We start from the raw sequence: 21606 nt of genomic DNA on the forward strand, positions 1-21606 counted from the left end.
GCGTTTTGTGACTTTTGTCGCCCCAGTTGTAACTCAATTGAATTTGTTCACATAACTTAGTAAAATAAAACCGAGTTTAGTAAATATAGGAGGTAAAATGCATGACACATATCCAATTAGATTATCAAAAAGCTTTAAAGTTTTTTGATCAACATGAATTAGAGCAACAACAAGATGCTGTTAAGTTAATTCACCGTACAATTCATGAAGGTACGGGTGCGGGAAGTGATTTTTTAGGTTGGGTTGACTTACCTGTTAATTACGATAAAGAAGAATTTTCACGTATTAAAGAAGCAGCTAAACAAGTACAATCACATTCTGATGTCCTTGTAGTAATTGGTATCGGGGGTTCTTATTTAGGTGCACGTTCAGCCATCGAAATGTTGACACCAGCATTTAGAAAAGACACATCATACCCAGAAATTATCTTTGCAGGTAACCATCTTTCTTCATCATATATTCAATCGTTAATCGATTATTTAGCAGATAAAGATTTCTCAGTGAATGTCATTTCTAAATCAGGTACAACAACTGAACCAGCTGTTGCTTTCCGTATCTTCAAAAAATTATTAGAAGAAAAATATGGAAAAGAAGAAGCAGTTAAACGTATTTTTGCGACAACTGATAAAGCAAAAGGTGCGTTAAAACAATTAGCTACAAATGAAGGCTACGAGTCATTTGTAGTACCTGATGATGTTGGCGGTCGTTTCTCTGTTTTAACAGCAGTAGGTTTATTACCAATTGCTGTAGCAGGCATTGATATTGATGCAATGATGGGCGGCGCAGCGAAAGCACGTGAAGAGTTATCTTCTGATGACTTGTCATCAAATATTGCATATCAATATGCTTCAATACGAAATATTTTATATGCAAAAGGTTATACAACTGAAATGTTGATTAACTATGAGCCTTCATTGCAATACTTTAATGAATGGTGGAAACAATTATTTGGTGAATCAGAAGGTAAAGACTTGAAAGGTATTTATCCTTCAAGCGCAAACTTTACAACAGACTTACATTCTTTAGGACAATATGTTCAAGAAGGACGTCGTTTCTTATTTGAAACGGTATTAAAAGTTCAAACACCAGAACACAATATTACAATTGAAGAAGATGCAGAAGACTTAGATGGCTTGAATTATCTTGCTGGTAAAACAGTGGATGAAGTTAATACAAAAGCATTCGAAGGTACACTTCTTGCACATACTGATGGTGGCGTTCCTAACTTGGTTGTTACATTACCAAAATTAGACGCAGAAACTTATGGTTATGTGGTTTACTTCTTTGAATTAGCGGTTGCGATGAGCGGCTATCAATTGGGTGTAAATCCATTTAATCAACCAGGTGTGGAAGCATACAAACAAAATATGTTTGCACTTTTAGGTAAACCTGGTTACGAAGATAAGAAAAAAGATTTAGAAGCACGTTTATAAATAAAAATGCACTGTTGCCGAAGTAAAGTCGGTAAATCAAGCATATGAAGAAATAGACTTTGAGCGGATGAACAACGCATATGGTGATAATTCATTTTTGATTCGTTCGTAATCTGCTTTCAATGGGGATGGGATGTTGAAATCTAATGGTAATTTAGATTTCGCACCCGTCCCTAAATTTTTGGGTCAACAATGAAGGTGTATCGATTTTAAAGAGATGACTTCAGACTTGAGTAGGATGACAGTGTTCGATTTTAAAGATATCATTGTAAAACTATTTTGCGTATGTAAAAATGTACGTAAATATGCTTTTTTATGATAAGATAAAATTTGTTGCAGTGAATGATGTACGATAGGATGTGCGAAATTGAAGTTTCTAATTAGAACTGTTTTTGCTGGTCTACTGGCATGGGGTATTTTAGCGTTGTTAATATTATTTGTCGCAATTCCTTATCAAGTTAAAACGCCTGCTATGCAACCCACACTTCATCCTAATGATCGACTGATTGTTAACAAAATCGCTACGAGATTTAATGATATCAAGCATGCTGATATCGTTGTATATAAAAATAAAAATCAATATCATATAGGTAGAGTGATTGGTAAACCTGGACAATCTGTTGTGTATCACAACGGCCAATTGCAACTGGATAATACGCCCGTTGCTGAGCCTTACCTTCGTCATCATTATCAAGCATCGTGGTCTTTAAGGTCATTACCGCATGCGGAAAGTGATATTATTCCTCCAAATGCTTACTTAATTCTTAATGATGACCGCGGTCAACAAAATGATTCGAGAAAGATAGGGTTGATTAACAAGTCCGACATTGAAGGGAAAGTATTTATGCGTTATTATCCTTTTGATAATATTACGATTAATTTGAGACAAGAGGTGTAAACTTTGAAAAAAGAAACAGTTGAATGGTTGATTTCTATAGGTTTAGCTTTATTGATTGTAGGTTTATTATATGCATTTGTCATTAAACCTTATAATGTTAAAGGGGACTCCATGGATCCTACATTAAAAGATGGCGAACGTGTCATCGTTAATAAAATTGGTAAAACATTCGGCCACCTAGAAGACGGCAATGTTATTGTTTTCCATGCTGATGAGAAAAGTGACTATGTCAAACGAATTATTGGTAAACCAGGAGATCATGTCGTATATAAAAATGATCAACTTTATTTAAATGGTAAAAAAGTAAAAGAGCCTTATTTAGACTATAATTTAAAACACAAAACATATGACCAAATTACAGGATCATTTGATTCTAAAGACTTACCGGGTAGTGACGGTCAAAAAGAGATACCTAAAGGGAAATATTTAGTTCTGGGTGATAACCGCGAAGTCAGCAAAGACAGCCGTGCGTTTGGTTTAATTGATGAAGATCAAATTGTAGGGAAAGTTGCCATTAGATTTTGGCCATTTAGTGAATTTAAAATTAACTTTAATCCCGATCACACAGACACACAAAATGGATAAAGCATAAATTACTTAAAAAGTAGGATGGCAAAAGTCATCCTGCTTTTTTTATTGAATCGTAGCCTGCATAGTTTAAAATATTGAAAAAAGATCTATATTCGCTTAGTCAAAATTTGAGGCGATGTTAACAGGACAAGTTATATTGAGCGTTGGATTTAATAGAGATGGAGTAGAAGATAATGCTATAATGAGTCGTATACTCAACGCTCATGGTCATGGCTTTAATATTTTAAAGCGTACAAGTGAACGAATAGTTTGAACCTATTTTACAGAAGTAAAAATGAATGTTTGAACGTGTAATTAATCAAACACGGATAAGAGGGGGGATTCGATGTTTAGAACATTTATCGGACGTGCAGGTACAGGGAAAAGTACTGAAATGTTAAATGAAATCAAGCAGAAAATGAAAGAACAACCATTAGGACACCCTATTATCATCATTACACCTATGCAAGGGACCTATTTATATGAGCAGTCATTAGTCAGCGATACTGAACTTATGGGAAGTATCCGAACAGAAGTCTTGCACTTTGAGAGATTGAGTCATCGTGTATTTCAAGAATTGGGGGGAGTACATGAGAAAAAATTATCTTCTATTGCCATAGAAATGATGATTTATGATATTTTGCAAGCGTATCAACAACAACTGAAATTATACCGTTCTCAAGTTAAATACTTAGGTTTTAGTACGAAGGTACGAGAGCAAATTCAAGATTTTGAAAAATATGCAGTGACGCCAGAAATTGTTATGGAAATGGCTCAAGACCAACAATTGGAGCCACGTACGCGTGATAAGCTTCATGATATCGGTCTTATTTTCAATCAACTGAAAGCACGGATGTCATCGGAGTATATTTCGAGTGAAGATTTAATGACACGATTCGTTGATCTGATTCCGAATTCAAATTGGTTAAAAGAAGCGGAAATATATATCGATGGGTTTCATAACTTTTCTACGCAAGAATATCAAGTGATTGAAGCACTTGTTCGACATACACGCGCTGTTACAGTTTTACTGACGACGAATGGGGATGAAGACAGCTTTAGTATGTTCCGTAAACCCTCTGAATCACTGCAACATTTAGAAGAAATTGCACAGGACACACATCAACCTCTACAACGCCAATTTTTCAATCAGCCGATGCGATTTAAAACGGACATGTTAAAAACACTCGAATCACAATTTGATGCGCTTCAACCGTCAGAACATCCATTCGCAGATGGCAGTGTCGAAATACGAGAAGTAGCAACGACGCGTGATGAGGTGAATGATATAGCGCGCACAATCATAAGAGATGTAAGAGAAAAACAGTATCGCTATAAAGATATAGCGATACTGTATCGTGATCCGTCTTACGTCTATTTGATGGAATCGATATTGCCTCAATTCGATATACCTTTTAATATCGATGTGAAAAAATCAATGACGCACCATCCTATTATGGAAATGTTACGTGCATTAGCAGAAGTCATTCAAACAGAGTGGCAGTTTGAGCCGTTAATGCGCTTGTTAAAAACGAATATTCTGACTGAATCCATTCCGCGTAGTCGATATTTAATCGATATTCTTGAAAATTTTGCGATTGAAAGAGGCATTTATGGCAAACGTTGGATTGATCCAAAATATTTTGAGCTAGAACAATTTCGTAAAATGGGGCTTCGTAGACATGACAAAATGACACGTGAAGAAGCTGAAACATTTCAACGTGTAATCGATTTAAAAAACAATGTCTTTAATAAACTTTTGAAGTTCCAAGAAAAGTTATCACAAGGGAAAAATGCGAGAGATTTTGCGACTTATTTTTATGAAACTTTAGAAGACTTTGAAGTACCTAACCAACTCATGACACAACGTGATAGGTTAGATCAGCAAGAGAAACATGAAGCTGCAGAAGAAATTGATCAAATTTGGAACGGCTTTATTCGTGTGCTTGATGATATTGTGACAGTCTTTGATACACGCGAGATGACTTTGAAGCGATTTTTAGAAGTTTTAGACGTTGGGTTGAATGAACTTGAATTTTCTATGATTCCACAGACGATCGACCAAGTGACCATTGGTTCAATGGATCTTGCAAAAGTGGATAATAAAAAGCACGTTTATTTAATTGGTATGAACGATGGTATTATGCCTCAACCTATCAATGGGACCAGTTTAATTTCTGATGAAGAGAAAAAAGATTTTGAATTATATGCTGGGATTCAGTTGAGCCCTACAGCGGATATCTTGCAAATGGACGAAGCATTTGTGTGCTACCATGCCATGACGCGAGCATGTGAGCAAGTCACTTTTTCTTATAGTTTGATGGATACAAGTGGGGGAGACCGAGAAAAAAGCCCATTTTTAAGTGATATCTTTGCGATGTTTCCTCATTTAGAAACAACATCATTATCAAAAGTTCATGAGAGAGAAACGTTGACTTTAGTTGAGCATCCGCATCAGACAAAAGTCCATTTATTCGAAGCATTGAAAACATGGTTGGATGATGGTCTCGTGTCAGATATATGGTTTACGGTTTACCATGTGATGTCAAATTATGAACAACTTAATGAAGGGCTTAGTCATTTAAAAACAGCGTTAAGCTACAATAACGATACGGTTCAATTAGATACACAATTAACTTCACAATTGTATGGTCAATCTATCCATGCAAGTGTTTCACGTTTTGAAGGTTATCAAAGTTGTCCTTTCAAGCATTATGCATCACATGGATTAAGACTAAATGAGCGAACAAAATATCAATTGCAAAGTTTTGATTTAGGTACGATTTTTCATGATGTTTTACGATATATTGCAGAAAAGGTAGAAGGCCATTTCAATCAGTTGACGCAAAGTCAGATTGAACGTTTAACACAAGAAGCTTTAGATGAATTGCTTCCATTAGTGCAATTTAATTTATTGAATTCAACGTCGTACTATCGTTATTTATCGCAACGCATTGGCACAATCATTCAAGCGACCTTGATGGCTATGAAACATCAGACCGAGCATTCTCAATTCAGACCGATTGCATTTGAAAAATCATTTCGTAAAACGCCAAAAAATAGCAATGAACTTCAAGCTGAGACGTTGAAAACAAAACAAGGTGTGCCTATTTATATCAGAGGTCAGATTGATCGTATTGATACGTTTCATAAAAATAATAAAAGCTTTATCAATATTATTGACTATAAATCATCAAAAACAGCCGCTACCTTGGACTTGGTAAAAGTATATTATGGCTTACAAATGCAAATGATGACTTATATGGATATTGCACTTCAAAATAAAGAGCGGTTAGGCTTAATAGATGAAGTAAAACCGGGTGGCTTTTTATATATGTTTGTGCACAAATTTAAAGATGAAAAACGAGCTTGGAATAATGTGAATGATGATCAAATAGAAGCTGAATTTTTAAAATCTTATCAACTCCAAGGGTTATTAAATCAAGATGCCGATGTAATTGATGCCTATGATAAAAGACTGACGAACAGTTTCAAATCAGATATTGTGCCTTTAGGTATGAAAAAGGATGGTCAATTATATGCGACGAGTCGCGTTACGTATGAGGACACCATTCATAAATTGATTCATCATAATAAACGTAATTTTATAGATATTGCGAGTCGCATTATGGATGGTCATAATGAAGTCGCACCTATGCAATATCAAAAGAAACTCCCATGTTCTTTTTGTCAGTATCAATCAGTGTGCCATGTAGATAGTATGATTGATAGTCCTAAATATCGACGTGTCGATGAAAAAATTGACCCCCTTGAAATACTTGCAGCAGAGGAGGAGGAATCATGATTCCTAACAAGCCAAATGATGTGCAATGGACAGATGCACAGTGGGAAAGTATCTATGCGAAAGGTCAAGATGTACTCGTTGCTGCTGCAGCGGGTTCCGGTAAAACAGCCGTACTAGTAGAACGTATTATTCAAAGGATTTTACGGGATCATATTGATGTGGATCGCCTCCTTGTTGTTACGTTTACGAATCTTAGTGCGCGAGAGATGAAACAACGTGTAGAAGCACGCATTCAGCAAGCTGCGATAGAGGATCCGACCAATCAACATTTAAAGAATCAACGCGCTAAAATACATCAAGCTCAAATTTCAACGTTACACAGTTTTTGTTTGAAACTAATCCAACAACATTATGATGAATTGGAAATTGATCCAAATTTTCGTACAGCTAGTGAAGTAGAAAACGTTTTGCTGCTAGAGGAAGTAATTGATGAAGTTTTCGAAACGCATTATGCGCGGTTGGACCCTACATTTGTCACTTTAGCAGAACATATTTCAACAGATCGAGATGACGCTGCATTAAGACAAATGGTTAAAAATCTCTATTATTTTAGTATTGCCAATCCAGATCCCATAGATTGGTTAGACCGTCTAGAACGTCCATACCTTGAATCTCATTTACAACAGCATTATTTAGATATTTTAAATAAGTATATTTTGCTTTATTTAGAAGCGGCTCAAAATGCAATTGAAGAAGCTTACCAACAACTTGAAATGATTGGGGATTACCCAAAACACACTAATTTTATTGATCAGCATCGCCAATTCATTCGTCAAATACGCACAGATGATCAGCTGAATAAGAAGTTGCTCTTTGAATATCAGTTTGGACGTATGCCAACGAAGCCTAAAGCAGTTCGAGAAGATGAATCTTTAAATGAAGCGTATGATATTTTTAAAAGTAACTATGATCAATTTAAAGACTATTTGAGTCAAGTCCAAACTTTATTTGTAGGCCGAGAAGATGACACATTATTAGAAGAATTAAAAGATTTAGCACCGCGTGTTAAATATTTATCATTACTGACACAAGATGTAATTCATGCTTTTCGTGAGGCGAAAAAGGCGCGTAATATTTTGGATTTCTCTGATTATGAACATTATGCTTTAGAAATTTTACTTAATGAAGATGGCACGCCTTCTGAAATCGCTGAAATTTATCGACAACGTTTTGATGAAATCTTGGTGGATGAATATCAAGATACTAACCGTGTCCAAGAAAAAATTATTGCGAGTATTAAGCGTGGCAATGAATCAAATGGTAATTTGTTTATGGTCGGTGATGTAAAACAATCCATTTATAAATTTAGACAGGCCGATCCAAGTCTTTTTATCGAAAAGTATCAAAGATTCAATCAGCCAAATCAATCAAGTGGTTGGCGTATCGACTTATCTCAAAACTTCCGTTCACGTTCGGAAGTCTTAGCAACGACCAATTATCTTTTTGAACATATGATGGACACTGAAGTAGGAGAGATAGAATACGATGCAGCTGCTAAATTGTATTACGGTGCCCCATATGATGAAGTCGATATGCCAGTACAGTTCAATGTTTTCATGGTAGATGAAAATAATGAACAGACCGCGAGTGAACAAGAGGCGTATGGGATTGCTGAACAAGTTGAAGCGATACTTAAAACTAAAAAAGTTTATGACATGAAAACAGGTTCATATCGACCTGCACAGTATAAAGACATTGTGATATTAGAAAGAAGTTATAGCAATGCACGCAATATTCAACAAGTGTTTAAAGATAAAGATATACCTTTATTTGTTAATAGTAAGCAAGGTTATTTCGAGCAAACTGAAATTCGACTGATGTTATCTTTCTTGAGAACAATAGATAATCCTTTGCAAGATATTTATTTAGTCGGTTTAATGCGCTCAGTCATATACCAGTTTACAGAGGATGAGCTTGCGAAAATTAGAGTCGTGGCACCGAAAGAAGACTACTTTTATCAGTCCATTCAACATTATTTACAATATAAAGATGCAGAGCCTATGATCGTAGCTAAATTAGAGCGTTTTTTAAGTGATTTAGAAGCGTACCAATCATTCAGTTTGAGTCACCCAGTTTATCAATTGATTGATAGATTATACAATGACCATTACATCATTCAGTATTTCAGTGGTTTGATTGGTGGCAAAGGAAGACGTGCCAATTTACATGGCCTGTTTAATAAAGCGGTAGATTTTGAAAATTCAAGCTTTCGAGGTTTGTTCCAATTTATTCGCTTTATTGATCAAATGATCGAGCGAGGTAAAGACTTTGGGGAAGAAAATGTCATCGGCCCAAACGACAATGTCGTTCGCATGATGACAATCCATAGCAGTAAAGGGCTCGAATTCCCATTTGTGATTTATTCTGGTTTGACACGAGAATTTAATACGAATGATTTAGGTAAACCAGTCGTATTAAATCAACATGAAGGATTAGGTTTGCAATATTATGATGAGTCAAAGGGACTTTTTTATCCATCGTTGATATCCATGAGCATTGATTTAATCAAAAAGAAAGAGTTAATCTCGGAAGAAATGCGGTTAATCTATGTCGCGTTAACACGTGCAAAAGAGCAATTGTTTTTAATTGGAACAGCCAAGCAAGAAAAGCATCTGCAACAGTTGGCGACTTCTCCGATTACGAATGGTAAATTAACCGCTATTGATCGTTTTAATGCGAAAAATCCATTTTCTCTCATCTATAGTGTGTTGAGTAAATATCAAAATAATGCTTTACTAAAACATCAACGTTTTGAGTCTGATAATGAAGTTTTAGATGCTTCTATTAAACCTAAAGTGATACAGCAACATATTTTAGCAGAGGAGATACTTCCTGCTGAGGCGGAATCAGCACAACAATTTGATCATTCGTTAGAAGCATTAGAAACAAAACTATCCCAAGAACCTTCTAATGAAGCAATACAACTGCAAATAGAGCAACAACTTTTATTTTCTTATCCTTATCAAGAAGAAATATTAAAAGCATCCAAACAGTCGGTTTCAGAATTAAAGCGACAATTAGAAACTGAACAGGCAGATACGAATTATGAAAGGGTTAGACAATACCGATTGGGTGTTGCGACTTATGAGCGTCCTCAGTTTTTACAAGAGGAAAAGCAAACGGCAGCAGAATTTGGGACTTTGATGCATACAGTTATGCAGCACCTTCCGTTTAAAAAAGAGGGATTGTCAGAAGCGGATTTAAATCATTATCTTGACAGCCTTGTTGAGCAATCTATTATTGATCATGCATCGCGACGTTTGGTCAAAACAAATGATATTCAAACCTTTATTGATAGTCAGCTGTATCGACGTATTGCAGAGAGTGATGAAGTTTATACTGAAATTCCATTCGTTGTGAATCAAGCACATGTAGAATCAAATGTAAATCAAGAGGAGCCTTCAATCATTCAAGGTATGATTGACCTTGTTTTTAAAGAAAATGGACAATACTATTTTGTTGATTATAAAACAGATGCATTAATGAAAAGAAAAGGAATGTCAGACGAAGCATTCGGAGAGATGTTAAAAAATAAGTACCGTATACAGATGACTTATTATCAACGTGCATTAGAGACATTATTAAAAAGTCCGGTGTCCGGCTCTCTGTATTTCTTTCAATATGGTGAATTAAAGATTTAACTTGATTAACCTTTAAAAATTTGTGATTTGTCTAAATTTTTCGTTATAATATCACTAAGATATACGTTAGGAGCTGATGATGAATGAAATTCTTATCATTCAAACATAAAGATGAAACTTCATATGGAGTGAAAGTAAAAAGAGAAGAAGCAGCATGGGATTTAAAGAAAATATTCGCTGATTTTGCGGAAGGTGACTTTCATCCAAAAACACTACTTGAAGGTTTACAACAAAACCAAACATTAGACTTTCAAGAACAAGTGCGTAAAGCAGTTGTTGCTGCAGAAGATAGTGGTAAAGGTGAAGAATATAAAGTACAGTTTGAAGATATTGAATTTTTACCTCCAGTCACACCAACTAATAATGTGATTGCATTTGGTCGTAATTATAAAGCACATGCTGAAGAGTTAGATCATGAAGTCGATCGTTTATATGTATTTACGAAAGCAGCTTCTTCATTAACTGGGGATGAAAGTACGATCCCTCATCATAAAGATATTACTGATGCATTAGATTATGAAGGGGAGTTAGGTGTTGTTATCGGTAAATCCGGTGAAAAAATCCCTAAAGGTTTAGCTTTAGATTATGTTTATGGCTATACAATCATCAATGATATTACAGATCGTACAGCGCAAAAAGCACATGATCAAGCCTTCTTGTCAAAAAGTTTAACAGGTGGCTGCCCAATGGGTCCTTATATTGTTACAAAAGATGAATTGCCTACACCTGAGAATGTGAACATCGTTACGAAAGTCAATAACGAGATTCGTCAAGATGGTAACACTTCTCAAATGATTCTTAAAATTGATGAATTAATTGAAGAGATTTCTAAATATGTAGCGCTTCACCCTGGAGATATCATTGCGACAGGTACGCCTTCAGGTGTCGGTGCGGGGATGAATCCGCCGAAATTTTTACAACCAGGTGATGAAGTGAAAGTTACAATCGATAATATCGGTACATTAACTAATTTCATTGCTAAACAAGAAGATTAAAAATCAAATAGCGTATATGCAGCGTTGGTACTGTAAAATAACGTTAAAAATTATATGCCTTTCAACGGCGCACTAGCGCTATTTAAGTCACTTATATTAGAGCGGGATGACGAAGTCAAATCGACTTTTGTCTCGCTCTTTTTGTGTTTAAATAGCTTATTTTTCTTATATACTTGTACGGCGCATCGCCTCCTGTTTATTTGTATTTTGTTTTAAATCGTTTTAATATAAAAGATGAAATGTTTTATTTTGCCTAAGGTTTGAAATTGATAAAATAGGCAATTTAAAATGTATAGAAGCAATCTATAGGGTGAGATGGGGAAGATTGTTTAATGAAGGAGGTTACATGGATATGGTTTTAGTTAATTTGCATATTATTAGCTGGATTATTTTATTGATTTTATTCTTTGCGGCTTATGAAAACTATTCGAGTAAACAAGGGCCAACACCTTTATTTAAATCGTTACATATGGCCACACGTTTATTTATGGTGTTTGTATTGATTACAGGTTTTTGGCTTTTAATTAAGGCATTTACTACAGCAGGCGCAAGTCATATGTTACTCACTTTAAAAATGATAGGCGGCATTGCTGTTGTCGGATTAATGGAAGTGACGATTGCCCGTAAGAAAAAACAAACGCCAAGTCGTGGCTTGTTTATTGCGACATGGATTGTAGCAGTGATTACGATTATTTTAGGGGCTATTTTACCATGGGGTCCGATTACGGCACTTTTTAAATAATACGAAACTTAAAAGATTAAAAAAAGACGCGATGGGTCGTTTTACGCCTATCGCGTCTTTTTTGCTTAATCGCAAGGTTTATACAAATAAAGAGCAAAAGATTTCTAGATTACGCCAGCGCTTATTTTAAGCTTTGTACAATCTACACTATCTTCGTCAAAGTAGGCCAACAAAATTAAATTGATTGCATTGTCCTACTCTGTGCTTCAAACGACAAATTGTGAATCTATTTCGCTCTTTTATTAACGCATTAAAGGTTTCTTGCTTTATAGCCAATCATATTGATTAAATCTTTAGGATGACTGAAAGGTGGGGCATACGCAACTTCAAATTCTGTCAATTCATCGACAGTCATACGATGCATCATGGCCATCGTGAGCACATCGATACGCTTATCGACACCCATTTCTCCGACAGCTGCTGCTCTCAAAAGTTGACGTGTCTTTTTATCGAAATAAACGCGAAGATGAATGCGTGCATTACGAGGGTAATAATTTGCGCATGCAGGACTATTCACTTCGACCATTTCATAATCATAATTTTTAAGTTCTCTTGGTGAAAGACCTGTACTTGCTAAAGTATAATCGAAAAATTTAACGATACTTGCACCGAGATACCCTTTAAAAGTAATCGCATCATTACCCGCAACTTGTTCAGCTATAATACTAGCGCCTCTATGTGCACCCCAAGCTAATGGTACATGTGCAGGTTGATCAACATGACGGTAGAAACTTGTAATAATATCCCCAAGCGCGTAAATGTTTGGAATATTTGTTTGGAAACGTTCATTAACTGGAATATAACCTCTCGCATCAAGTTGAACACCTGAATCTTGAATAAATTCAGAGTTCGGTGTCACGCCTACACCTGTAATGATTAAATCATAATCTTCTACTGCACCAGAAGTAAATGTGACTGTTTTTCCTGAAATGTCTTTAATTTCTTCATTCAAACGGTAAGGAATGTTTCGTGCTTCTAACGCATCAAATAGAACTTGATTCATATCTTGATCCATTAATTTATTAACACCTTCGGAACGGTGGATGAGTGTAGGTTGTAAGCCACGCTCATACAAGTTTTCAAGCACTTCTAGACTCACATAACCCGCACCTACAATAAGGACACGCTGAACGTTATTTTGTTCAATGAAAGTATCAATTTTATCTGTATCTTCCATATTACGTAATGTAAAGAGGTGAGGCGCTTCGAAGTTAAGATGACACGCGCGTGCACCTGGACTTAAAACGAGAATATCGTAGTCATCTTCAAAAACTTCACCCGTTAAATGATTTTTAACTTGAATTTTATTAGATGCACTATTAATTTGAATAACTTCATGGTGCACTTTTACCGTTATATCTTTGCTTTCTTTAAATTGCTCTGGATTTGTTGCTAACAATTTAGAACGGGACTCAACAACATTTCCGAGGTAATAAGGTAAACCACAATTCGCGAAGCTCATATCGCGGTCTTTTTCATATACTGTGATGCTACTTTCTCTGTCTAAACGTCGTATTTGGCTCGCACATGTGGCGCCACCAGCGACAGCTCCGACAACAATGATTTTTTTGGACATCTTTTTTTTTCTCCTTTGTGTCTTTTCTATTGAATTCAATTTTTATTCTTTCGAAATATTCAAATTAAAAAATTCATTTAAATATAAACCTATACCATCTTCATTATTAGACAGAGTTGTCTCTTTTGCAACATGTTTTAATTCATCTATTGCATTTCCCATAGCCACACCGTGTTCAGCATACTTTATCATTTCGATATCATTGTCCTCGTCACCAAATGCGATAATCTGGTCGTGATCAATTTGAAGATAATCTTTAACGTAATCAATACCGACAGCTTTACTAATCCCTTTTTTAACAATTTCAATCACTGGGAAAGGGGCGCCCCAACGACGATGTTCGATATTTTCAGCGTAAAAGCGTGTGAGCATTTGTTTAATACGTGGAATCATCATTTCATCTGCTTCAATGAGTAAGCTCGTTGGATCTTCATTTAAGTTTTCTCTTAAATCTCCAACTTTTGTGACAGGGTTTCCCATACTAAAGCCCTCAAAAAGGCGATGATCAGGTTGATCTATAAAGACACAGTCTTTAACTTCAGCAATTAAATTTTGAATTTCCATTTTTTTAAGTGATTCGATGATACTTGTGGCAATTCCTTCATCTAAACGATGATGTTGCGTTTGGAATTGGGGATCATGCGGATGATGTACAAAGGCACCATTAAAATTCACTACAGGTGTATTGAGGCCAAGTTGTTCATAATATAAGCGACTGGCTCTGTACGGTCTACCTGTAGCGATCATAATTGCATGTCCCTGTTGTTGAAGCGTTTTTAGAACACGGAAAGTGTAGGGTGATATTTCTTTTTGGTCATTTAATAATGTCCCATCTAAATCTAAACAAATTAAAAATTGCTTCATTCATAATTCTCCTTAATACCAAGTTTCAATGTATCAATATCATAGCATTTTATTGTCGAAAAGTGGGGATTTTGATATATTGTTACTAGTAATAAGATTAAAGAGGTGATACGGATGGAAGAGGCACTTAAAGATAGCATACTTGGTGCATTAGAAAATGTAATAGATCCTGAATTAGGTATAGATGTCGTTAACTTAGGACTTGTTTATAAAGTAGATTTAGATGATGATGGATTGTGTACTGTTGAGATGACATTAACTTCAATTGGTTGTCCGCTTGGACCGCAAATTGTAGATCAAGTGAAAACAGTATTAGCAGAACTTCCAGAAATTCAAGATACAGAAGTGAATATTGTTTGGAATCCACCATGGAGTAAAGACATGATGTCACGTTACGCAAAAATCGCACTAGGCGTAAGTTAAATGCGTTGTAAGGTGAGCCATCATTATAAAGAGTTCGGGATATAAAGGCATAGGTAACTATGCCTTCTTGGACTTTCTTGTATAGGTGCTAAAGTCTCAACTCAATTTGGTTTAATTGAAGTACAAACTACGATGAAGCCAAATTGAATTTTGGATGCAATACAGAAATCTCATATAATCTTCTTGTTAATTATGACAATCATGTTGTAAACATGAAGATAAAGAGGGCAATTTTATGAGACGATGAAAGCTTTTTAGAAAATCAAAACCGCAAAAATGATAGAGACGCATCGAAGTGAATGTATTTTCAATTAAATATCGTTTATTTCGATATGCATATATTTTAAATCCTAAACGTTTATGATGTGGATAAATCAATTCATCGTTAATTTAGTTCTTGTCGCTATTCATTAAATGATGCCAAAGTGATTATTTTTAACTATATTAGTGAGTTATGACACGCATAAACGAAGTTTTATCATAAAAAGGAAGCGTTCAGACGATTTTCTATTAAAAATCATCTGAGCGCTATTTATTTTGGGATTGATGTGCAAACCTTTTTTATCATATAAATTCTTTTTAGTTTTGAAGGCTAAATTAGAATTGCGCGATTTGAAATAAGAGTATACAATAAATAATCAATACATAGTTTGTACAATATTACATTAATTTGGAAAGAATGATGCGTGTGTGGGATTTTGAACATAGAGGGAAAAGTCATTTAAAATCACGATATATGCCAGGGTTAGACGGATTAAGAGCTGTGGCGGTCATCGCTATTATCATTTACCATCTCAATCCACAATGGTTACCAGGTGGTTTTTTAGGGGTAGATACATTTTTTGTTATCTCAGGTTATTTGATTACGAGTTTATTGCTAACAGAATATTACAATACGGGCAAAATTGATTTAAAATCATTTTGGTTGAGACGGTTTAAGCGACTCATTCCAGCGGTATTTTTTCTGATTATGAGTGTCTTACTGTTGACGCTCATTTTTGAGCCTTCAGAAATCAAACCGATTCGTGCAGATGCGGTTGCTGCGGTTTTTTATGTTTCAAATTGGTGGTATATCATTCAAAACGTAGATTATTTTGAACAATTTGCGGTTGCACCTTTTAAACATTTATGGTCACTCGCAATTGAGGAACAATTTTATCTTGTTTTTCCAGTTGTCCTTTTAGGCTTATTGACTTTCGTACGACGAACAAAATGGATTCGAATCACTTTTTATACATTACTCTTTATATCACTTGTGACAATGGCGGTATTATATGTGCCACAAGAAAATGTCGCACGTGTCTATTTTGGTACGGATACACGTCTACAAACTTTATTAATGGGGGTTATTCTTGCATGGATATGGCCGCCTTTTAAGTTGAGTGCTAAAATCAATCAAACTTTAAAAAGTATAATCGATGCTGTTGGATTAATCGGCTTAGTGATTCTAATCTTATGTTTTAAAAATGTTGAAGAAGCAAGCAATTGGTTATATTATGGTGGCTTTTTTCTTATCTCAGGTGTCACTTTATTCATCATTGCAAGTAGTGTACATCCTTCAGGCTATTTTGCTAAATTATTAGGTAATCGGGTTTTTACATATATTGGAAGTCGCTCATATAGTTTATATCTTTGGCACTATCCAATCATTGTATTTATTCATCACCAATTTGTACAAGGACAAATACCGACGTTTGTCTATTTAATTGAGCTTCTGCTAATGTTTGGTATGGCAGAATTTTCATATCGCTTCATTGAACAACCTTTCAGAAAAATGGGGTTCCATGCTTTTACTTTCAAACAACTTAGAAACTGGCGATCGCAAAAAGTTTTACGGACTTGGCTTGTACTTATTTTACTATTACCTACTGTGCTCGTTTTTGCTGGTGCATTCAATTCACTATCAAACCATAAGGCACAGCATGTCACTGAGGTCAATACTGAAGAATTAGACAAACTTATTGTCAGACCATTACCTCTGCCACAACTTGAAATCAATGGTTTCACTGTTAAAGGAGATCATAGTCAGTATGCTTCATGGAAACCACTACTTATTGGTGATTCAGTTATGGTGGATATTGGAGATTACTTTAAATCTTATGTATCCAATGCGGATATTAATGGTAAGGTTGGACGAAATCTCATTCAAGCGATTCCGTTAGTCAAAGAGAACTACAAGCAATATAAAAACAAAGATGATATTGTCGTTTTAGAGTTAGGAACAAACGGAGACTTTACAGAGGACCAGCTTGATACGTTGTTAGACTTATTTGATAAAGCAGATATTTATGTTGTCAATACAAGAGTCCCGCGTTCTTATGAAGGGCATGTCAATGATGTATTGAAAAAGGCAGCTAAAAAACGTGGAAATGTGACATTAGTCGATTGGTATCAAAAATCTGCAAATCATACAGAATATTTTGCGCCAGATGGCATTCATTTAGAGCCACCGGGTGTAAGAGCATTAACGCATAGTATCATTCATGAAATAGAAAAAAATCATCCTACAGATAAAAAATAGTACCAGTAGTAAAAGGATGAAAAAAAGAATGATGTATTACAGTCGCGATGAAAACGACCAGTTATCAGGTGGGTTTTGTCGCGACTTATTTTATAAGTAATAAATCGCAATGTTTTAAATTCAAAATACCAGGCAAATGCATAGATGTACCTTTCAAAGCGCTAGAAATTTAATTTTTTAAAAAGGTCAAAAAAAGTCAAACTAAGCATTGATTTTTCTGATAGCAAGGGGTATAATATAACTAAGGTCAAAGAAAGTCAAAGTCAACATTGACCTATTTTAATAGAGGGGTGAGCCATTTTGGATATTAATCAAATGACACATGCAATTCAAAATGCACTTCAGAAAGCAATTGATTATGCAAAAACCTATCAATTAACCAATATAGAAGTAGAAGCTGTACTTAAAGCAGTTCTCGAAGAACCAGATAGTTTATTTAAAAGTGTATTAGAGCGTGCAAATATTAATATAGAAGAGTTAGAACGCGCTTTAGATAATAAATTGAAAAGTTACCCAACAATGAAAGGCGATCAAGTACAATATGGTCAGTATATTTCGCCACAAACGAATCAACTTTTTACAACTGCAGAAAACTATATGAAAACGTATGATGATCAATTTATATCAATGGAGCACATTTTGCTAGCAGCGATAGATATTGATGAAACGATGAAACGTTTTGTTGAACATAAAAAAGAAGTGATTGTCGAAATCATTAAAAAGATAAGAGGAGGGAATCATGTGACTACACAAAACCCTGAAGTCAACTATGAAGCATTATCAAAATATGGACGTGACTTAGTGGAAGAGGTACGTAAAGGCAACATGGATCCTGTTATTGGACGAGATGAAGAAATTCGTAACACAATCCGTATTTTGAGTCGTAAAACAAAAAATAATCCAGTATTAATCGGAGAACCTGGTGTAGGTAAAACAGCAATCGTTGAAGGCTTAGCACAACGAATTGTAAAAAAAGATGTTCCTGATTCATTGCTTGATAAAACGGTATTCGAGCTCGATTTAAGTGCACTTGTGGCTGGCGCAAAATACCGTGGTGAATTTGAAGAAAGATTAAAAGCAGTATTAAAAGAAGTCAAAGAATCAGACGGACGTATTTTGTTATTTATAGATGAAATTCATATGCTAGTAGGTGCAGGTAAAACTGACGGTGCTATGGATGCAGGTAATATGCTTAAACCGATGTTGGCACGAGGAGAGTTGCACTGTATCGGTGCCACAACTTTGAATGAATATCGAGAATATATTGAGAAAGATTCAGCTTTAGAACGACGTTTTCAAAAAGTGAATGTTGCTGAACCTAATATTGAAGATACGATTTCTATTTTACGTGGTTTAAAAGAACGTTATGAAGTGCATCATGGTGTACGCATTCAAGACCGTGCGCTCGTTGCTGCTGCAGAGCTATCTGATCGTTATATTACGGATCGATTCTTGCCAGACAAAGCCATTGACCTTGTCGACCAAGCTTCAGCAACAATCAGAACTGAAATGGGTTCTAACCCTACTGAATTAGACCAAGCGAACCGTCGTGTGATGCAATTAGAAATTGAAGAAAACGCATTGAAAAAAGAATCAGATGAAGCAAGTCGTATTCGTTTGAAAGAGTTACAAGAAGAACTCGCTGAAGAAAAAGAAAAACAAGCGGCTTTACAAGCGCGTGTTGAAAATGAAAAAGAAAAAATTGCTAAAGTACAAGAAAAACGGGCAGAACTTGATGAAAGTCGTAAAGCTTTAGAAGATGCAGAAAATAATTATGACTTGGAAAAAGCAGCGGTATTACAACACGGTAAAATACCAGAGCTTGAAAAAGAATTGAAAGCACTCGAAGCTTCATTCCAAGAAGAACAAGGCGAAGATTCTGATCGCATTATACGTGAAGTTGTAACTGATGAAGAAATTGGAGAAATTGTAAGTCAATGGACAGGTATTCCAGTTTCAAAACTTGTTGAAACAGAACGCGAAAAATTGTTGCACTTATCTGATATCCTTCATCGTCGTGTGGTAGGACAAGATCAAGCCGTTGACCTTGTATCAGACGCTGTTGTACGTGCAAGAGCGGGGATTAAAGATCCTAACCGTCCAATTGGTTCATTCTTGTTCTTAGGACCTACGGGTGTTGGTAAAACAGAGCTTGCTAAAGCATTGGCTTCATCATTGTTTGATTCAGAAAAACATATGATTCGTATCGATATGAGTGAATATATGGAAAAACATTCTGTCTCAAGATTAATTGGTGCACCTCCGGGATACGTTGGACACGATGAAGGTGGTCAATTAACTGAAGCAGTGAGACGGAACCCTTATTCTGTTATTTTGTTAGATGAGATAGAAAAAGCACATACGGATGTATTTAATGTGTTGCTTCAAATTTTAGATGAAGGTCGACTTACTGATTCTAAAGGTCGTAGTGTAGATTTCAAAAATGCAATCATCATTATGACAAGTAACATTGGTTCACAAATTTTATTAGAAAACGTAAAAGATACAGGTGTTATTACTGAAGAAACAGAAAAAGCAGTCACTAGCAGTTTGAATGCATATTTTAAACCAGAAATTTTAAACAGAATGGACGATATTGTGTTATTCAAACCGCTTTCTATTGATGATATGAAAATGATTGTTGATAAAATCCTCAACAATTTAAACATGCGCTTAATGGATCAACGCATCCAACTCGAAATGAGTGATGAAGCTGAAAAATGGATGGGTGAAGAAGCATACGAACCACAGTTTGGTGCACGTCCATTAAAACGTTTTGTTCAAAGACATGTCGAAACACCTTTAGCAAGAATGATGATTAAAGATCATCTTCCAGAAGGTACAAAAGTGTATGGTTATTTAGAAGACAATGAAATACACTTTAAAGTCGAAAAACCGACGACTGAAGTAGAAGTTTAAAGCTTCATCTAATATAACTGAAATTAACTGAAACGTAAGAGTAGGACTGAAAGCAATTGTATTTTCGTGTCCTACTCTTATTATTTCAATTGTGCACAGATGTATTGTAAAAAATGTTAAAAATTTTATAGAAATATTGAGATTTACTATAAAAGCATATAATATATATGTGTGGATAAGATAATGACTTTTTATTTCTGTTTCGCACATAATACATAGGAAAAAGGTGACAAAATACATGAATAAATGGACAAAGACGACTGCAGCACTTTTAGCTTTAGGTATTGCTTCTTCAAGCGTACCTTATCAAGCATATGCAGGAGGTGGCCAAGCGACTCAAGCACAACAAACGACAGCACAAGCAGAAACTCAAGCGACAAAAGAACTAGCACAACAAAACATGATGAGTGTTTCTTGGTATCAAAATTCTGCTGAAGCTAAAGCGTTATATGCGCAAGGTTATAATACAGCTAAAGAAACATTGAGCAAAAAAATTAAAAATCATAAAGGTGGTAAAAAATTAGCCATCGTTCTTGATATTGATGAAACAGTACTTGATAATTCACCTTACCAAGCTGCGAGTGTTTTAAATGGTAAAACATTCCCAGAAGGTTGGCATGAGTGGGTAAAAAGCGCACAAGCAAAACCAGTATATGGTGCTAAAGACTTCTTGAAATATGCGGACAAGCATGATGTAGAAATATTCTATGTCTCTGACCGTTCACATGAAAAAGATCTTGACGCTACGATTAAAAACTTGAAAAAAGAAAAATTACCACAAGCTGACAAAAAACACGTATTGTTGAAAAAAGAAGGCGAAAAGGGTAAAACAGAGCGCCGTGATAAAGTACGCACTGATTACAACTTAGTGATGCTGTTTGGTGATAACTTGCTTGATTTTGATGAGCCAAAACAACCGACAGCAAAATCACGTGAAGAACTTGTAAGACAACACGAAGACGATTTTGGAAGCAAATACATTATTTTCCCTAACCCAATGTATGGTAGCTGGGAAGCGACATTGTACAACAATGACTACAGTATCAGCGCGAAACAAAAATTAGAAAAACGTAAACAATCACTTAAATATTTCGATCAAAAAACAAACAAAGTTAAAACAATTGATATGAAATAAGTATAGTAAAAGAAATAGCCATTAGAAATCTTGAATAAATGATTTCATGGCTATTTTTATTCGGTTTATATTTAAACAAATTAC

13 protein-coding genes are annotated in these 21606 nt (G+C 35.2%); 11 read left to right on the plus strand and 2 right to left on the minus strand.

Features of this window, described 5'->3' with window-relative positions:
* Positions 1-101: 101 nt before the first annotated feature.
* From HMPREF1208_RS01760 to HMPREF1208_RS01790, 7 genes are all read left to right on the plus strand, one after another.
* Entirely contained in the window at positions 102-1433 is a 1332-nt protein-coding gene (locus HMPREF1208_RS01760; RefSeq protein WP_016424626.1) for a glucose-6-phosphate isomerase, read from the plus strand.
* Positions 1434-1800: 367 nt separating this feature from the next.
* On the plus strand, positions 1801-2331 hold the full coding sequence (gene lepB / locus HMPREF1208_RS01765; RefSeq protein WP_016424627.1) for a signal peptidase I: 531 nt from the start codon (positions 1801-1803) through the stop codon (positions 2329-2331).
* Positions 2332-2334: 3 nt separating this feature from the next.
* Positions 2335-2916, plus strand: coding sequence for a signal peptidase I (gene lepB / locus HMPREF1208_RS01770; protein WP_016424628.1), 582 nt, complete (start codon positions 2335-2337; stop codon positions 2914-2916).
* A 331-nt stretch (positions 2917-3247) separates the two neighbouring features.
* A complete protein-coding gene (gene addB, locus HMPREF1208_RS01775) occupies positions 3248-6706 on the plus strand; it encodes a helicase-exonuclease AddAB subunit AddB (RefSeq protein ID WP_016424629.1) in 3459 nt (1152 codons plus the stop codon).
* A complete protein-coding gene (gene addA / locus HMPREF1208_RS01780) occupies positions 6703-10347 on the plus strand; it encodes a helicase-exonuclease AddAB subunit AddA (RefSeq protein WP_016424630.1) in 3645 nt (1214 codons plus the stop codon). The genes addB and addA overlap by 4 nt, the downstream gene beginning before the upstream one ends.
* 83 nt (positions 10348-10430) lie before the next feature.
* On the plus strand, positions 10431-11342 hold the full coding sequence (locus HMPREF1208_RS01785; protein ID WP_016424631.1) for a fumarylacetoacetate hydrolase family protein: 912 nt from the start codon (positions 10431-10433) through the stop codon (positions 11340-11342).
* 352 nt (positions 11343-11694) lie between these two features.
* Positions 11695-12084 carry a YisL family protein gene (locus HMPREF1208_RS01790; protein WP_016424632.1) on the plus strand — a complete coding sequence of 130 codons (390 nt, stop codon included), beginning with the start codon at positions 11695-11697 and terminating at the stop codon, positions 12082-12084.
* 250 nt (positions 12085-12334) lie between these two features.
* Here HMPREF1208_RS01790 and HMPREF1208_RS01795 read toward each other — a convergent pair whose 3' ends face one another.
* Together HMPREF1208_RS01795 and HMPREF1208_RS01800 are read right to left on the minus strand one after the other, a co-directional pair.
* On the minus strand, positions 12335-13660 hold the full coding sequence (locus HMPREF1208_RS01795) for a CoA-disulfide reductase (RefSeq protein ID WP_016424633.1): 1326 nt from the start codon (positions 13658-13660) through the stop codon (positions 12335-12337).
* A 42-nt stretch (positions 13661-13702) separates the two neighbouring features.
* Entirely contained in the window at positions 13703-14524 is an 822-nt protein-coding gene (locus HMPREF1208_RS01800) for a Cof-type HAD-IIB family hydrolase (RefSeq protein ID WP_016424634.1), read from the minus strand.
* A gap of 114 nt (positions 14525-14638) precedes the next feature.
* Here HMPREF1208_RS01800 and HMPREF1208_RS01805 point away from each other — a divergent pair, with 114 nt between their 5' ends.
* The 4 genes from HMPREF1208_RS01805 (at position 14639) to HMPREF1208_RS01820 (ending at position 21522) form a co-directional block, all read left to right on the plus strand.
* Positions 14639-14947: a metal-sulfur cluster assembly factor gene (locus HMPREF1208_RS01805; RefSeq protein ID WP_016424635.1), complete on the plus strand. Its 309-nt coding sequence runs from the start codon at positions 14639-14641 to the stop codon at positions 14945-14947.
* A gap of 682 nt (positions 14948-15629) precedes the next feature.
* Complete coding sequence (locus tag HMPREF1208_RS01810) at positions 15630-17468, plus strand: acyltransferase family protein (protein WP_016424636.1); 1839 nt, start codon at positions 15630-15632, stop codon at positions 17466-17468.
* 300 nt (positions 17469-17768) lie between these two features.
* Positions 17769-20387 carry an ATP-dependent chaperone ClpB gene (clpB, locus tag HMPREF1208_RS01815; RefSeq protein WP_037559075.1) on the plus strand — a complete coding sequence of 873 codons (2619 nt, stop codon included), beginning with the start codon at positions 17769-17771 and terminating at the stop codon, positions 20385-20387.
* 238 nt (positions 20388-20625) lie between these two features.
* The gene (locus HMPREF1208_RS01820; RefSeq protein ID WP_016424638.1) at positions 20626-21522 is read left to right on the plus strand and encodes a 5'-nucleotidase, lipoprotein e(P4) family; all 897 of its coding nucleotides are present in this window, start codon (positions 20626-20628) and stop codon (positions 21520-21522) included.
* Positions 21523-21606: the final 84 nt, after the last annotated feature.

The sequence above is a fragment of the Staphylococcus sp. HGB0015 genome, from assembly GCF_000411275.1.
Taxonomy (GTDB): Bacteria; Bacillota; Bacilli; order Staphylococcales; family Staphylococcaceae; genus Staphylococcus; species Staphylococcus schleiferi.

Bases quoted from the DNA above. Each gene is read 5' to 3' on its own strand.
- HMPREF1208_RS01760 (WP_016424626.1), top strand. From the start codon at position 102: ATGACACATATCCAATTAGATTATCAAAAAGCTTTAAAGTTTTTTGAT.
- HMPREF1208_RS01820 (WP_016424638.1), top strand. From the start codon at position 20,626: ATGAATAAATGGACAAAGACGACTGCAGCACTTTTAGCTTTAGGTATT.
- HMPREF1208_RS01810 (WP_016424636.1), top strand. From the start codon at position 15,630: ATGCGTGTGTGGGATTTTGAACATAGAGGGAAAAGTCATTTAAAATCA.
- HMPREF1208_RS01800 (WP_016424634.1), bottom strand. From the start codon at position 14,524: ATGAAGCAATTTTTAATTTGTTTAGATTTAGATGGGACATTATTAAAT.
- addB (WP_016424629.1), top strand. From the start codon at position 3,248: ATGTTTAGAACATTTATCGGACGTGCAGGTACAGGGAAAAGTACTGAA.
- HMPREF1208_RS01805 (WP_016424635.1), top strand. From the start codon at position 14,639: ATGGAAGAGGCACTTAAAGATAGCATACTTGGTGCATTAGAAAATGTA.
- HMPREF1208_RS01790 (WP_016424632.1), top strand. From the start codon at position 11,695: ATGGTTTTAGTTAATTTGCATATTATTAGCTGGATTATTTTATTGATT.
- addA (WP_016424630.1), top strand. From the start codon at position 6,703: ATGATTCCTAACAAGCCAAATGATGTGCAATGGACAGATGCACAGTGG.
- HMPREF1208_RS01795 (WP_016424633.1), bottom strand. From the start codon at position 13,660: ATGTCCAAAAAAATCATTGTTGTCGGAGCTGTCGCTGGTGGCGCCACA.
- HMPREF1208_RS01785 (WP_016424631.1), top strand. From the start codon at position 10,431: ATGAAATTCTTATCATTCAAACATAAAGATGAAACTTCATATGGAGTG.